Source organism: Pseudarthrobacter sp. 10T415 (assembly GCF_056394175.1).
Map to the genome: position 1 here is coordinate 104,554 of NZ_JBFTHJ010000011.1, position 14,706 is coordinate 119,259.

A 14,706-nucleotide genomic window follows, 5' to 3' on the forward strand; every position below is an offset into this window, starting at 1 on the left:
GTCTTTATGCCTCATCCAGGATTGCCGGGACCTTGAAACGGTTGTCGTCCGAGTCCGGAGCTCCGGACAGCGCCTGCTCGGCGCTGAAGGTGTGCCCCACGACGTCCTCACGGAAGACGTTGGTCAGCGGAATGGGGTGCGAGGTGGCCGGGACGTCGTCTCCGGCGGCTTCACTGACGGACTTGACCGAATCAACGATGACGGCGAGCTCGCCGGCCATCCTGTCCAGCTCTTCGGCACTCATCTCGATGTGAGCGAGCCGCGCGAGGTGCGCAACATCGTCACGGTTGATCGCAGCCATGGATCTCCCCTGCAAAGTTCGGATTGGTTTCCGATCCATTCTAGTGGGGAAACGCAGATGCCCGTCTGACGGCCCCCAGCGGGCGTCAGACGGGCACCTTTCGCTGCCGTTGGCCGGCCCCGGAGGGCCAGCCGCAGGCAGCAACAGACTAACCGATCCCGATGGCTCCGGTCAGCATGCCGATTCCCAGCATGACCAGGGACACCACGGCGGCGCGCCACAGGACCTTCTTGTGGTGGTCGCCGAGGTCCACCTTGGCCAGGGACACCAGCAGCAGGATGGCCGGCACCAGCGGGCTCTGCATGTGGAACGGCTGACCGGTGATGGAGGCCCGGGCCATTTCGGCGGCGCCGATGCCGTAGTGCGCGGCGGTCTCGCTCAGGACCGGCAGGACGCCGAAGTAGAAGGCGTCGTTGCTCATGAAGAACGTCATGGGGATGCTGAGCAGGCCGGTGATGACTGCCATGAGCGGGCCCATGCTGGACGGGATGATCTGCACCAGCCAGGCGGACATGGCTTCCACCATGCCGGTGCCGGTGAGCACGCCGGTGAGGACGGACGCTGCCATGACCATGCTGACCACGGCCACGATCGAGGAGGAGTGTGCCACGAGCTGGGCGCCCTGGTCCTTGACCTTGGGGAAGTTGACCAGCAGCGCAATGGCGGAGCCCACCATGAAGACGTAGGGCAGCGGCACGAGGTCGGCGATGAGCATGGCCATGACGGCCACGGTCAGGCCCAGGTTGAACCAGAACAGCTTGGGGCGCAGCGTGCTGCGGTTGGGATCCAGTGCAGTGTCTGCCATGGCGGCGTCGTGGTCGTCCACGAGCGTCTCGGTGCGTTCGAGCACTGCCACGGAACCGCCGTCGACTGAACCGCCTGCGGGGGCTGCCCCGCCGGGGGTGTTGCCCTTGCTTCCACGGCCTGCGCCGGAACCGGCGGCCGGGCCGTCGGGAGCACCGCCGTCGAACTCTGCTGCGGTATCGGGTACGCCCCAGATTTCAGGCTGGGTGCTGCGGAGGCGGTTGCGTTCCTGCAGGCCGAGGATCCAGGCGAAGACGAGGACCACAACGATGCCGCCGATCAGCGACGGGATCATGGGCACGAAGACATCGTTGACGTCGATCTTCAGTGCGGTGGCGGCGCGGGCCGTGGGACCGCCCCACGGGACGATGTTCATGGTGCCGTTGGCGAGGCCGGCGACGCAGGTGAGGACCACGGGGCTCATCTTCAGGCGCAGGTAGATCGGCAGCATGGCCGCGGTGGTGAGGATGAAGGTGGTGGAGCCGTCACCGTCCAGGGAGACAGCGGCGGCCAGCAGGGCGGTGCCCAGTACAACCTTGGCGGGGTCGTTGCCCAACTTGCGGAGGATGAACTTCACCAGCGGGTCGAACAGCCCGACGTCGATCATCAGGCCGAAGTAGATGATGGCGAACATCAGCAGGGCCGCGGTGGACGTCATGGACTTCATCGAGTCCAGGACCATGTCCCCGATGCCGAGGCCGGCACCTGCGAAAAGGCCAAAAACGGTGGGGACGATGATCAGCGCCAGCACTGGCGTCAACTTCTTCGTCATGATCAGCACCATGAACACCGCGATCATGGCGAATCCAAGTATTACCAGCACAGCCGGCTCCTTCTTGTGAACGGCACCACAGCGTTGTGATGCGTGCTACAGACTGTAGGGTGGCGGACGTCACGGCCGTGCCTTTGGCTCAATTGATTGGCATACTGCTTATTGGGAGCATTTTGCTCATTGTGCTCACGCGGTATCCATACTGAAGATCCCGCGTAGGAGACGCCGTAGTTGAAGGCCGCCAGGCCCGTGCCAGTCAAGGAGGATCATGCAGCGCTCCGTGCCGCGCACCCCGCTGCGGTTCTCCACCCAGACCCTCCTGTTGCAGCTGGGCGTAGTGCTTTTGGTGGTTCTGCTCAGCGCCGCGGTCCATACCTGGCTCACTTATGACCGGGTGGGCAGCGAAGCGGAAAACCAGGCCCTGACGCTGGCACGCACGGTGGCCTCGGATCCCGAGGTGCGCGCCGATGTGCTGGCCATCAGCGGTGAAGAGGGCACTCCCCCGGCGTCTGAGCTGGCGTCCGGTCCCCTGCAGGTTTCCGCCGAAGCGGCGCGCACCCGCACCGGGGCACTGTTCGTGGTGATCACCGACGAAGAGGGCATCCGCCTGGCCCACCCGGACCCCCAGCGGCTCGGCGAAAAGGTCAGCACCGATCCGTCCGAGGCGCTGTCGGGACAGGAAGTGACCACCCGGAACACCGGAACGCTGGGGGCATCGGCGGGAGCGAAGGTCCCCGTCTATGCCGCGGACAACTCCACAGTGGTGGGCGAGATCAGCGTCGGCTACTCGATGGAAACGGTGGGCCAGAGCGTCGCCCGGGACATCGGCCCCGTGGCGCTGACCGCCGCCGGCGCCCTGCTGGCTGGCATCCTGGGCTCGTTCCTGCTGCGCCGCCGGCTGCAGCGGCTCACGCTGGGGCTGGAACCGGAGGAGATCAGCACGCTGGTCCACGACCAGGTGGCCGTGCTCCAGGGCGTGGACGACGGTGTCATTGGCGTCTCCGCAGACGGCCGGGTGAGCGTGTTCAACGCCGCGGCGCAGCGCATGCTCGGGCTGCCGGACCTGGCCGGCACACGCTGGGAGGATGCCCCGGTGCCGGACCAGTTGACCTCCCTGACCAGCCCGGACCGGCCGGCCGCCGATGCCGTGGAGCTGGTGGCCGGCGGGCGGGTGCTGGTGGCCAATGCCCGCAAGGCCCTGCACGGGCGCGAGGACCTGGGATGGGTGGTGATGCTTAGGGACCGCACCGAACTCCAGGAACTCACCCGGCAGCTGGACGCCGTGGGCACCATGTCCACCGCGCTCCGCGCCCAGCGCCACGAATTCGCCAACCAGCTCCACACGCTGGCAGGGTTCATGAGCATCGGCCAGCACCGGCAGGCACGCGACTACCTCGCCACCCTGGCCGCCACCGGGCCGCTGAAGTTCCCCGTGGAGCAGGCCGAGCTGCTCCAGGACCCCTACCTCCAGGCCTTCGTGGGTGCCAAGGGCGTGGAGGCTGACGAACGGGGCGTGTCCCTGCGGATCGGTCCGGAAACCCTGGTCCGGGGCCAGGTGACCGAGGCGCAGGACGTCACCACGGTGCTGGGCAACCTGATCGACAACGCGGTTAACGCGGCCGTGGCCGGTGCTGCAGCGGAGAAATGGGTTGAGCTTGAGGTGCTGGACGAGCCAGGCGACGACGGCGGGACGCTGCACGTCGTGGTCGCGGACTCGGGTGACGGGCTGGCCGAGGGAACGGACACGGAGGCGGTGTTCGCCGAAGGGTTCACCACCGCCACGGGCGCGCTGAACAGAAACAACCGTAACGGCGGCGGGCAGGGCTTCGGACTGGCCCTCGCCCGGCAACTGGCGCGCCGCCGGGGCGGAGACGTCACGGTCCTGGACCGCGGCAGCAGCGGCGGGCCCGGCGCGGTGTTCATGGCCACCCTGCCGCACACCACCGCGGGCACTGCCGCACAGACTTCCGATGAAGGAAAGGACCAGAATGGCTGACGACTTCCGGGTGCTGATCGTGGACGACGACTTCCACGTCGCCAAACTGCACGCCGCCTACGTGGACTCGGTGGCCGGATTCCTGGCGCTGGCCCCTGTGGGGACTGCGTCACTGGCCTTGCAGGCCATCCACAGCCTCCGGCCGGACCTGGTGCTGCTGGACGTCTACCTGCCGGATGCTTCGGGGCTGGACCTGCTGCAGCAGCTGGACGTGGACACCGTGATGCTCAGCGCCGCGTCAGACACCGCATCCGTCCGGGTGGCCTTCCGCCGCGGCGCCCTGGGTTACCTGCTGAAGCCGTTCACGGCAGATGCGTTGTCACAGCAGCTCCGGTCCTATGCCAGGTACCGGCGGCTGCTGGCCCAGCCGGGGGCCATGGACCAGGAGTCCCTGGAACGGGCCAAGAGGTCGCTCATCCCGGGCGACGTCACGCCGTCGGCCAAACCGCGCTCCGCCACCGAGGCTGCGGTGCTGGATTCGCTGGAACCGGGCCAGCAGTACTCCGCTGCGGAGGTCGCGGCGCGGGTGGGCGTTTCGCGGGCCACGGCGCAACGGTACCTGTCATCGCTGGCGGACGATGGCGCCGTGGACATCCAGCTCCGGTACGGGACCACCGGCAGGCCGGAGCACCGCTACGGCCTGCCGGTGGCGTGACACCGGTCCGGCAGTCAGGGCAGCTCAGGCGCTTTTCTGGGCCACCAGTTCGATTTCGACCAGCATCTTCGGGTCGAGGAACGGCAGGACGTGCACCAGGGACAGGGTGGGGCGGATCTCGCCGAAGACCTCGCCGTGGGCACGGCCGGCGTCTTCCCACTGACTGATGTCCGTCAGGTACAGCTTGGACTGGACCACGTCCTCGTAGCCGAACCCGGCATCGGCGAGGACATCGCCCAGTTTCTGCAGGATGAACTGCGTCTGGGTGTAGAAGTCGTCGCCCACGATCCCGTTTTCGCCGCTTGCCGCGGTGGCCGAGATGTACAGGGTGTTGTCCACCTGGACGGCGCGGGAGTAGCCGAGGGACTGTTCCCAGACGGAACCGGTGCCGTAGGTTTTGCGCATAGCGGGGCCTTTCAACAGTGGAATGCGGGTCGGCACCACTGTAGGGCGGCTACAGGTCCAGCCGGTAAACCAGCAGCTTTATGTCGGTTCCGGGCACAAGCCAGTCGCGTTCGGGGACCCGGCGGAAGCCCGTGGTGCGGTAGAGGCCGTGGGCGCTTTCCCAGGTCTGGCCCGTGGTGAGGGCCACTGCGTTGATCCCGGGAAGGGACCGGGCGTGCTCGATGATGGCCTCCACCATTGCCCGGCCGGCACCGCTGCGCTGCACGGCGGGGTCCACCACCAGCATCCGGAATTCGAGCTCATCCGGCAGGGCGATGTCCGCATATGGCTCGCCCGCCAGCGCCAGGGTTACTGATCCAACTACCGCTCCCCCGCGTTCGGCGACCCAGATGGTCGCCTGGCCGGCGCGGTCCGCGACGTCCTGGACCTTGACCATGTAGGGGTGCGCGGCGTCCTCGAAGTAGCCGGCGGCGAGGTAGGAATCGCGGGTGATGCGGGCAACGGCGTCGTAATCCGGTTCGACGGCGCTGCGGATGGTTATCTGCGGATGCACCCGTCAATGGTAGTGCTGCCGGGCGTGCCGACGGACGGAAACAGCGTTTTCCGTGATTGAACTATCACTCTGCGGATGCCGCCCAGTCCGGGCGTGCCACCGGAACCGGTGCCACGGTCAGAGCGGGAACCTGCCCGAAAGCTCCAGGCCGGCAGCACAGGTCCAGGCGTCCAGCCGTTCCTGGTCTGAAGGGCCGCCGTCCAGCGGACTGGTGAGCCGCGGACGCCGCACCCAGCACCCGGCTTCCTCGGCGATGAGGGCACCGGCCGAGAAGTCGTGCTCGTTCAGGCCCCGTTCCCCGTAGGCGTCGTGCGTCCCGTCGGCCACCATGCAGAGGTCCAGCGCCGCCGAGCCGAGCCGGCGGACGTCGGCGAAGCCGTCAGCCAGTTCGGCGAACTGGGCGGCCTGCTGGGACCGGACCGCCGGGTCGTAGCTGAAGCCCGTGGCCAGGATCTGGCCCGTCCGGCCCGGCACCGGACCGTCCAGCCGGGTGGTCCGGCCGCCTTCCTCCAGCCAGGCGCCGGCGCCGCGGGCAGCGTAGTAGACGCGGCCCAGGGCGGGGGCGTTGACGACGCCGGCCAGCCAGGCGCCGTCGGCATCGGCCACTGCCACGGAGGTGGCGTAGTAGACGATGTTCCGGATGAAGTTGGTGGTGCCATCCAGCGGGTCGATGGACCAGCGGTAGCCGGTGGGATTCGCGGGGCGGGTGGTCCCGTGTTCTTCCCCAGTGATGCTGTCCCCGGGGCGGGCGGCCGTGATGACCTCCCGCACGGCATTTTCCGCCGCCAGGTCGAAGGCGGTGACCCAGTCGCCGGCCGCCCCCTTGTTGCTGACGCCCAGTGCTTCGCCGTTCCGTCCGGACAGGACACGGGCACCGGCCCGGGCCGCTTCCTTCGCGACGTCCAGGAACTCCTCCGGCCCGGTCATGCCTTCTCCTCCACTGCTGCTGCGTTCTCTTCTTCCAACGCGGCGCTCTCCTCCGAGGCGTCGTCGCCGTCGGCTTCCGCGGTGTCCCCCACCGCGGCGGGGCCGCCGTCGAGCAGCAGCCGGAAGCCGTCCTCGTCCAGCACGCGGATCCCCAGCTGTTCCGCTTTGTCCAGCTTGGTGCCGGCGCTTTCACCGGCCACCACGTAACTGGTGTTCTTCGAGACGGACCCGGAGGCCTTGCCGCCGCGTATCAGGATGGCTTCCTTGGCTTCGTCCCGGCTGAAGTTGGGCAGCGAGCCGGTCACCACCACCGTGAGCCCTTCCAGGGTGCGCGGCGTGGACTCATCCCGCTCATCCTCCATGCGGACACCGGCGGCAGCCCAGCGGTCCACGATCTCGCGATGCCAGTCCTCGGCGAACCATTCCTTCAGCGCGGCAGCGATGGTGGGTCCCACCCCGTCGACGTGGGCCAGTTCTTCCTCGGAGGCAGCCCGGATACCGTCCATGGTGCCGAAGGCCTGGGCGAGAGCGCGCGAAGCGCGGGGGCCAACGTGCCGGATGGACAGCGCCACCAGCACCCGCCACAGCGGTTGGCTCTTGGCCTTCTCCAGTTCCTTGAACAGCTTCTCCGTGCTGGCGGTGGGCTTCGACGGGGACTTGGCCGTGCCCTTGCTGTAGAAGTAGGGCACCAGCTCGTACTCGCCGGTGGCAACCCCCTTGGACCGCTTCTCCCGCCGGATCTTCACGTCGGCGAGGTCTTCCCGGGTGAGGTCGAACAGCGCGGCCTCCGATGTCAGCGGCGGCACGTCCGGCTCGGTGGGCTGCGTCAGCGCGATGGCGGCTTCCCAGCCCAGCGCCTCGATGTCGAACCCGCCCCGTCCGGCGAGGTGGAACACCCGCTCGCGGAGCTGGGACGGACAGGATTTCCCGTTGGGGCAGCGGATGTCCACGTCCCCTTCCTTGGCCGGTGCCAGCGGCGTGCCGCAGGCAGGACATTCGGTGGGCATCACGAAATCGCGGACGGGCGGGTCCTGCTGGTCGCGCAGTGCCAGGACGGGTCCCACGATTTCGGGGATGACGTCGCCGGCCTTGCGGAGGACCACGATGTCGCCGATCTTCACGCCCTTGGCCTTGACCACGTCCTGGTTGTGCAGGGTGGCCATCTCCACCGTGGAGCCGGCCACCTTGACCGGTTCCATCATGCCGAAGGGGGTCACCCTGCCGGTGCGGCCCACGTTGACCTGGATGTCGAGCAGCTTCGTGTGCACTTCCTCCGGCGGGTATTTGTAGGCCACCGCCCAGCGCGGCACTCGGGTGGTGTAGCCGAGGGCCCGCTGGGTGGCGAAGTGGTCCACCTTGATGACGATGCCGTCGATTTCGTGGAGGAGTTTGTGGCGCTGCTCGCCGTACTTGCTGATGAACCCCAGGACATCGGCGCGGGCCTCCAAAATCTCGAAGTAGGGGCTGACGGGCAGGCCCCATTCCTTGAGCAGGGCGTAGGTTTCGGACTGGCTGCGGGCTTCGAGGCCTTCACGGGCGCCGATGCCGTGGACGAACATCTTCAGAGGCCGTTTGGCGGTTTCGGCCGGGTCCTTCTGCCGGAGCGAGCCTGCCGCGGCGTTCCGGGGGTTGGCCAGCGGCGCCTTGCCGGCTTCGATCAGGGCCTCGTTGAATTCGGCGAACGCCTTGGAGGGGATGAATACCTCGCCGCGGACTTCCACTTCCGACGGGTAGCCTTCACCGCTCAGTTGCTGCGGGATCTCCTTGATGGTGAGCACGTTGTGGGTGATGTCCTCACCCGTGGTGCCGTCACCGCGGGTGGCGGCCCGGACCAGTTTCCCGTCGCGGTAGAGCAGGTTGACGGCGAGTCCGTCGATCTTGAGCTCGGTCAGCCAGGCGGCCCTGGCGGTGCCGTCCCCCAGCTTGGCGATGCTGGCTTCGGCCCGGTTGAGCCAGGCTTCGAGTTCCTCGATGGAGAAGACGTCTTCGAGGCTGTACATCCGCTGCAGGTGTTCGACGGCGGCAAAGGCTGCCGAGGCTTCCCCGCCCACTTCCTGGGTGGGCGAATCATTGGCCACCAGTTCCGGATGCAGCGCCTCGATTTCTTCCAGGCGGCGGAACAGGGTGTCGAACTCAGCATCGGACACCAGGGGCGCGTCGTCCTGGTAGTACGCGAACCGGTACTTCCTGATGAGGTCCGACAGGTTCTCGTATTCCTCCCGGATGGCATCGGACGGGATGCTTTCCCGTCCGTTCTGCGCGGCGGTCCCGGTGGCGGTCTGTTCTGCGGTGCCTTCTCCTGTGCTCACAGACCTATCTTGCCCTACTGCTACGACAGCCAGCCGTGTCAGTGAGTGCGCGGGCGGTTCCTGATCCACCAGGTGAACGCACCACCGCCGGCGCCCACCAGCAGGACGCCCGCGGCCACCACGGGAAGGTCGAGGCCGCCGCGGCCGGACATTTCCGCGCGGGACACGGCTGCGGCCTGGGTTGCCTTGGCGGAGGTGGTCACCGGAGTGTTCCAGGCGGAGCCCGACGACGGCGCAGCGGTCATCGGGGCGGCGCCGCCCGGGCTGGTGGCTGGAACGGACGGGTCCGGCAACGTTTCCGGGTTCGTGCCGGCGGTGCCCGGCCCACCCGTCGCGGTGGGGCCGCTGGTGGGCGGCGGCGCAGCGGGACCCGTGGATGTAGGGGCAGCCGACGTCGGCAGGACCGGCTGGGGCGCAGGAGTGGCCGGTGTCGGTGAGCCCGGCCGGTCGGCCGGTTTCGTCCTGGTGGGCCGCACGGGCTCGGTGGCCGGGCTGGTGGGTTCCTGGCTGCAGTCGTCCCCGCAGCCGGGCGCGGTGGTGGCGGTCGGCGATCCTGTGGGTTCAGGTGAATCGGCCAGGGCGGCGCCTCCGGCGGGGAGGGTTATCGAGGCGGCCAGGACGGCTGCGGACGCCGTGGCCAAGACAGCGCGGAGCACTGGAGAAGAGGGGGGCATTGTACCTTTCAGGGTCCGCAGTCCCCCGCTGCGGCTATCTGGTTCCTTTCCAGTCTTCTACAACGCGCCGAAGGGCCGCAAATCCATCGATTGTGCGGCCCTCCCGTGATAAGCGATTCAGTCCCGGTTTTCCGGCGGCAGCGCCACCTGGATTTTCCGGGCCTTTCCGCGGCCCACAATGTACCCGCGGCCGGGGATGAATTCGGGGCTGACCCGTCCCAGCGAAGTGTTCAGCAGGCTGTCGCCCTCGATGTCACCGGGGTTGAGCAGCAGGCCCCGGCGGCCGGACTTGAACGGCTGGGCAAGCTGCCAGGCCGAGGACCAGGTGGACGACTCGGACTCGCCAACCACCCACTGATCAGCCTTGATGGAGGCCGTGACCAGCTGCGCCATGCCGGATTCGGCCATGGTGTCGGTGAACTCCGTCAGGCCCTCGATGAAGATAGCGAGCCGTCCCGGGTTGCCGGAGGAATGCTCCACCAGGTCCTCCACCACGTCGGCGAGGTCGTCCGGGCCCACCACCGAGCGGTTCCACAGCGGCAGTGAGGCCACGGCGGAACGGCGGGCACCGATGTAGATCAGTTCCACCTCCGGGTTGGAGCGGCGGAGGGCGTAGGCGAGGGTGACCAATGCCACGGTCCGGCCGGCGCCTGGAGGGCCGCCCACCAGCAGGGGTCCGCGGGCCATGATCTCGGCGGGCTGGAGTGTTTCGTCGTCGACGCCGATGACCGGCAGTTCCGGACTGCCGGCGGGAAGGACGTCCAGGTCCACCTGGTCCGGGAGCCGCTCGATGCCGGGGGCGGTGTCCAGCCCCTGACGGAGCATCGCTTCACTGAGCTTGTGGACTTCGCGCGCCTGCAGCGCCAGGTTGGAGTTCCCGCCCAGCACGGCAAGCTGGACTTCCAGCCCGTCCAGCAGACCGCGCCCCGGCGGAGACGTGGCGCCGAGGACATCCCGGGGAACGTCCATCGAAATGTAATCGTCCTCGGAGGACATGCGCAGTACCAGGCGCCGCTGGATGGAGGCGAGAAGCGATGCCGGGACGGCGTTGGGACGGTCACCGGAGACCACCAGGTGGATTCCGAGGGTGCGGCCGTCGGTGGCCAGCTGGAGGAAGATGTCCCACAGCCCGGACAGGCGGCTGTGTTCGTAGGCTTCGCGGAACGCGGACATGCCGTCCACCAGGACGAAGATCCGCTTTTCGTCCGGCCGGTTGGCCAGCCTGCGGTACTCGACGATGGTGGACGCCCGGACCTCGGCGAAGCGGGCGGAACGCTGTTCGGCGATGTCCCGCAGCAGGCGCAAAAGCCGCCCCACGCGCTCGACGTCGTCGCCGTTGATGACCTCACCCACGTGCGGCAGCTCTTCGAGCATCCGCAGGCCTGACGAACCGCAGTCGATGCCGTACACGTGCACGGGGCCGCCGCGGGGCGTCACGGCCGCGGCGATGGCAATACCGCGCAGCGCGGCGGACTTGCCCGAGCCGCCTGTGCCGTAGATGGCCATGTTGCCGTCCCGGTCCGGTTCGTAGAACACGGTGGGCTGGTCCTGGCGGACCGGGTCGTCTGCCACGCCAAGGAGCAGCTGCTCGTCCGTACGGGGGTTGGGCAGCTTGGAGAAATCGTAGGTCTTTGCAAGCTCGTCCAGCCACGGCTTGCGGGGCGGGGCGATGGCAAGGACGTCCGCCGCCCGCACGATGTTGGCGGTCATCCGGGCAATGTCGTTGGGCCCTGCGGGTTCAGCCGCTGCAGGCTTTTTCGGCGCCGGCGCCTCCCAGCTTGAGCCCGAGCCGAAGGCCATCTCCACGATGTCGATCTGCGGCCGCTGCGGTTTCTCGGTGGTCCAGCCGCCGGCGTAGCCGGTCTGGAAACCCTGGATCCTGCCCGGGCCGGTCTTAGCGGCCCCGCGGCCCGGAATGCCCGGATCGAAATACGCCGCATCCGGGACTCCCAGGATGTCCGTGGCGTCATCCTCATCTGCCATGCGCAGCGCCACGCGCAGGTTGGTGTTTGCACGCAGGCTGTCCTTGATGACGCCGGCCGGGCGCTGGGTGGCCAGGATAAGGTGCAGGCCCAGCGACCGTCCGCGGGCGGCCACATCCACCACGCCGTCCACGAACTCGGGAACTTCGTTGGCGAGCGCCGCGAATTCGTCCACGATGATAATCAGGTACGGCGGCGCGTCGGGATCGGCTTCGCGCTGCAGGGCCAGCAGGTCCTTCGCCTTTTTCCGGTTCAGCAGCTGCTCGCGGTAGTGGAGCTCCGCGCGCAGCGATGTCAGTGCCCGCCGCACCAGGTGCGGCGACAGGTCGGTGACCAGGCCCACGGTGTGCGGCAGGTTGATGCAGTCGGCGAACGCAGCACCGCCCTTGTAGTCCACGAACAGGAAGCTGACCCGGTCCGGGCTGTAGGCGGAGGCCATGCCCATCACCCAGGACTGCAGGAACTCGGACTTGCCCGCACCGGTGGTGCCGCCCACCAGGGCGTGCGGCCCTTCGTTCTTCAGGTCCAGGTACAGCGGTTCGACGCCCTTGGATCCCACCAGGGCACGGAGCGTGCCGTTGTCCTTGCGGTTGGCAACCGCGGAGGAGTGCAAGGAGTTGTTTTCCGACCAGCGCTCGGCCACGGCCTGCGGGTTGTCCAGGAAGTCCTTGCCGATCAGGGTGGCGTAGGACACGGCGCGCGGCAGGTCGGAGTCGTCGTTGACGGGCTTGCCCACGTCGACCACCGGCGCGAGCATGCGGGCCAGCTGGCCCGCCAGCTCGGCGTCGACGCTTTCGCAGCTCACCGGGTAGGTGTGCCGGCCCAGGCGGACCTGGCCGGTGGTGGTGCCGTGGTCGCCGTCCACCACCATGAAGTCCCGGCAGGCAGCCGGGAGGGCCTGGATGTCGGTGGCCACCCACATGACGTGGACGCCCGAGTCCGGTCCCCGTTCGGCGAGCCGGGTGAGGCGCCCGCGGTCCACCGGCGCGTCGTCTTCCACGATCAGCAGCACCGTGGGCAGCACGGGTGCTTCGAGTTCGTGCTTGGCGGGGTCCATCTCCTGGCGCAGCTCGGGTGCCTGCCGCTTCACAGCGGCCTCCCGCGCGTCGAGCAGGTCTTCAAGCCGGGCCAGCAACGATGAGCCGCCGGCGGACCCTGCGGCCAGGTGGTCTCCGGACAGGGGGCTGTGGCCGGAGCCGACGTGCGGCAGCCACTGCAGCCAGTCCCAGCGCTCGCGCGACTGCGCAGAGGTGATGGCCGTGAGGACCACTTCGGCGGGCGAGTGGAGGCCCACCAGCTGCAGGACGATGCCGCGGGCCACGTCGTCCACCAGGCCGCGGGCGCCGGCGATGCCCAGGGACCCGGAGGTGCGCAGCTGCGAGACGATGGGGACGCCTTCGATCTCCCGGAACTGTTTCAGGCAGTCCTGGATTTCCCGGGCGTACTGCACCTCGGTGTCGTTGTTGGACGGTTCTTCGAGCCGGACCCGGGAGGGTGCGGTGCCCAGGCCGAACCGCAGCCCCAGGAAGGTTTTGTGTTCGGGGCGGTGCGTCCACAGCAGCGGGCCGAGCTTGTAGATCGCGTCCACGGTGTCGCTGACGGACGGCGCTTCCTGCAGCCGGACGGCACGCTCCACCTTCTGCAGCTCGGTGATGTCCTCGCGGAAGGCAGCCATCGACGCACGGAAGTGCTTGTGGCCTTCCTTCTGCTGCTTCCTGTTGCGCATCTTCTGGTCCACGTAATGGCCGATGATGAACAGCGGCATCATCATCATGAAGATCACGGACAGCGGGTTGCGGGTGACCGCGAAGATGACTCCGCCCATCATCAGCGGCGCAATCAGCATGATGTAGGGGAAGGGGTGGTCCTCCGGCCGTTTGGGTCCGGACGGGACCACGCGCTTGGGTTCCTCGAACCGCGGAACCACCCGGGGTGAACGGTTGAAGTCCACCAGGGGCGACGTCGGTGCTGCCGCCCGGTTGTGGCCCAGCGGCACCACCGTGACGGTGGTATCGCCCAGGGTGACGGTGTCGGACGAGTTGAGCCGTGCGCGGGTCACCGGCAGGCCGTCCATGAGCAGGCCGTTGGCGGAGTTGGTGTCCACGATTTCGACGCCCTCGGCCACCGTGATGCGGGCGTGCCGCTTGGAGGTCAGGGGGTCGGTGAGCCTGATGTCCACGTCCCGGTCCCGGCCGATGTAGCTGGTGCCGGTGGGCAGCGAAAATTCCTTGCCGACGTCGGGCCCGGACAGCACGCGCAGGGTGGCAGCGGCAGGACCGCGTCCGGCGCCGGCCTCATGGAACTGGTCGCTGACCTGGGCCAGCGAAACCACCGACCCAGGCCTCAGGCCGGACTCCAGGAGGTTGTCTTCGCGGGCCAGGACGTTGCCGCTGATGCCGCCGCCAACGAACGCTTCCTCGATGCGCAGGGACAGGTTCTCCGGTGCGGGGCGTCCCTTTCGGTCCGGGTCCGCAGCCCAAAGGACTGTGGCAATGTCCGCCACCGTGGCCAGGCCGTCCACGGTGACGGCCAGGTCTTTGGTTTCCGCCGGGTCCCGGCGGAGTGTCAGCCGGATCCTCATCCTTCGTCCACGCCCCTCATCTTTTCCAGCAGGTACAGGTCATCGGGGGTTACCAGGTGGGAGGTAACGGCGTGCTCCACCAGGCGGGCACGCCGGTTGGTGGCGAGCTTGCCGCCGCCGCCGCGCAGGCCCACCACGCCCACGCGGTCGAGCTTGTCGCAGACGTTGTCGAGTTTGCGGTTGAACCGGGTCAGCGCCCAGCCAAGGGTCTTCGCGGCGGCCGCCGACGACGGGATGGCGCTGAAGCCGGTGCCCTCGCGCCGCAGCATGGGCTCCGCCAGTGCCACGATCAGTGCCTTCTGGGAGTCGGTGAACACCACCGGGCCGATGGTGGTGTCGCCGCTGCTGTCACCGTCCCTGGCTTCCTGCCGGAAGGACGGGGTCTTCAGGTGGACGGCGAACTCGTAGGTGGTGGGCCCGGCCGTGAAGATGATGTTGGTGTGGCTGAAGACCAGCGGGATCCGGGCGCCCGGCGCCAGCCAGGCCTGCATCCCGCCGGACGCGTCAGCCACCGTGGCGGACAGCATGCCGCCCACGTTGCTGAGCCACCAGATGCCGTCGTAACGGGCAACCTGCAGGAATTGCCGGTGCAGGTACGGATTGTCGTCCACCTCAAGATCACCCTCGCGGCCGATGTTGAAGACGTCCTCATCCGAGGGCTCGTACCATTCACCACAGAAATCTATTGCTAGATCCCCCATATTCTGTGCCTCCTCAAGAGCGAAAGTGTTACTGCGGCCGGCGTGC

The 14,706-nt window shown here is 68.2% G+C and carries 11 protein-coding genes; 2 read left to right on the plus strand and 9 right to left on the minus strand.

The window, feature by feature from the left end:
• Positions 1-4: 4 nt before the first annotated feature.
• Both gatC and AC1DBN_RS14830 read right to left on the minus strand, forming a co-directional pair.
• Positions 5-301 carry an Asp-tRNA(Asn)/Glu-tRNA(Gln) amidotransferase subunit GatC gene (gene gatC, locus AC1DBN_RS14825; protein WP_091719147.1) on the minus strand — a complete coding sequence of 99 codons (297 nt, stop codon included), beginning with the start codon at positions 299-301 and terminating at the stop codon, positions 5-7.
• A gap of 148 nt (positions 302-449) precedes the next feature.
• A complete protein-coding gene (locus AC1DBN_RS14830; protein ID WP_477723526.1) occupies positions 450-1,928 on the minus strand; it encodes a CitMHS family transporter in 1,479 nt (492 codons plus the stop codon).
• Between the two features lie 217 nt (positions 1,929-2,145).
• Between AC1DBN_RS14830 and AC1DBN_RS14835 the strand changes: the two genes are divergently transcribed.
• Together AC1DBN_RS14835 and AC1DBN_RS14840 are read left to right on the plus strand one after the other, a co-directional pair.
• Positions 2,146-3,873 (plus strand): sensor histidine kinase, encoded by a 1,728-nt coding sequence (locus tag AC1DBN_RS14835; RefSeq protein WP_314215152.1) that lies wholly within the window; start codon positions 2,146-2,148, stop codon positions 3,871-3,873.
• Positions 3,866-4,528, plus strand: a complete 663-nt coding sequence (locus tag AC1DBN_RS14840; protein WP_314215150.1) for a response regulator — start codon at positions 3,866-3,868, stop codon at positions 4,526-4,528. The genes AC1DBN_RS14835 and AC1DBN_RS14840 overlap by 8 nt, the downstream gene beginning before the upstream one ends.
• 24 nt (positions 4,529-4,552) lie before the next feature.
• On the opposite strand, the gene AC1DBN_RS14845 is transcribed toward AC1DBN_RS14840, so the two are convergent.
• The 7 genes from AC1DBN_RS14845 to AC1DBN_RS14875 all read right to left on the minus strand — a co-directional run bounded on the left by AC1DBN_RS14845 (position 4,553) and on the right by AC1DBN_RS14875 (position 14,660).
• The gene (locus AC1DBN_RS14845) at positions 4,553-4,933 is read right to left on the minus strand and encodes a RidA family protein (protein WP_314215148.1); all 381 of its coding nucleotides are present in this window, start codon (positions 4,931-4,933) and stop codon (positions 4,553-4,555) included.
• Between the two features lie 49 nt (positions 4,934-4,982).
• Entirely contained in the window at positions 4,983-5,486 is a 504-nt protein-coding gene (locus AC1DBN_RS14850; protein ID WP_091719143.1) for a GNAT family N-acetyltransferase, read from the minus strand.
• A 117-nt stretch (positions 5,487-5,603) separates the two neighbouring features.
• Positions 5,604-6,413, minus strand: coding sequence for an inositol monophosphatase family protein (locus AC1DBN_RS14855; RefSeq protein WP_056083611.1), 810 nt, complete (start codon positions 6,411-6,413; stop codon positions 5,604-5,606).
• Positions 6,410-8,722, minus strand: coding sequence for an NAD-dependent DNA ligase LigA (gene ligA / locus AC1DBN_RS14860; protein ID WP_477723527.1), 2,313 nt, complete (start codon positions 8,720-8,722; stop codon positions 6,410-6,412). The genes AC1DBN_RS14855 and ligA overlap by 4 nt, the downstream gene beginning before the upstream one ends.
• 38 nt (positions 8,723-8,760) lie before the next feature.
• Positions 8,761-9,396 carry a hypothetical protein gene (locus AC1DBN_RS14865; RefSeq protein WP_477723528.1) on the minus strand — a complete coding sequence of 212 codons (636 nt, stop codon included), beginning with the start codon at positions 9,394-9,396 and terminating at the stop codon, positions 8,761-8,763.
• 117 nt (positions 9,397-9,513) lie between these two features.
• A complete protein-coding gene (locus AC1DBN_RS14870) occupies positions 9,514-13,959 on the minus strand; it encodes an FtsK/SpoIIIE domain-containing protein (RefSeq protein ID WP_477723529.1) in 4,446 nt (1,481 codons plus the stop codon).
• Positions 13,956-14,660 (minus strand): hypothetical protein, encoded by a 705-nt coding sequence (locus AC1DBN_RS14875; protein ID WP_015936552.1) that lies wholly within the window; start codon positions 14,658-14,660, stop codon positions 13,956-13,958. Before AC1DBN_RS14875 ends, AC1DBN_RS14870 begins: the two co-directional genes overlap by 4 nt.
• Positions 14,661-14,706: the final 46 nt, after the last annotated feature.